This is a genomic window from Massilia sp. NBRC 108631, assembly GCF_059704565.1.
On the sequence record NZ_BAAKJE010000138.1, the window covers coordinates 1 to 245 of the forward strand.

Genomic DNA, 245 nt, shown 5'->3' on the forward strand with positions numbered 1-245 from the left:
CTGAAAGACTTCAAGATCCAGAACATGGGCCTGTTGCCGCGCCAGGGCACCGACTACAGCAGCACCCTGGCCGACATGGCCGACAAGCTGAACGCGGCGCGCCTGGAATTGGCCGAGGCCGAGCAGGCCCGCAACGCCATCAAGCGCCAGATGGGCGGCGAAGAGCCGGCCCCGCTGACCCAGGCCATCCCGCAGCAGGATGAAGGCTTGAATCCGGAACTCGACGGCCGCATCCAGACCGTCGA

At 66.1% G+C, this 245-nt stretch carries 1 pseudogene; it reads left to right on the forward strand.

Annotated features, from left to right (window positions below):
* Positions 1–245 (forward strand): annotated as a pseudogene (locus AC6H42_RS15170) (XrtA system polysaccharide chain length determinant); the annotation flags it as partial.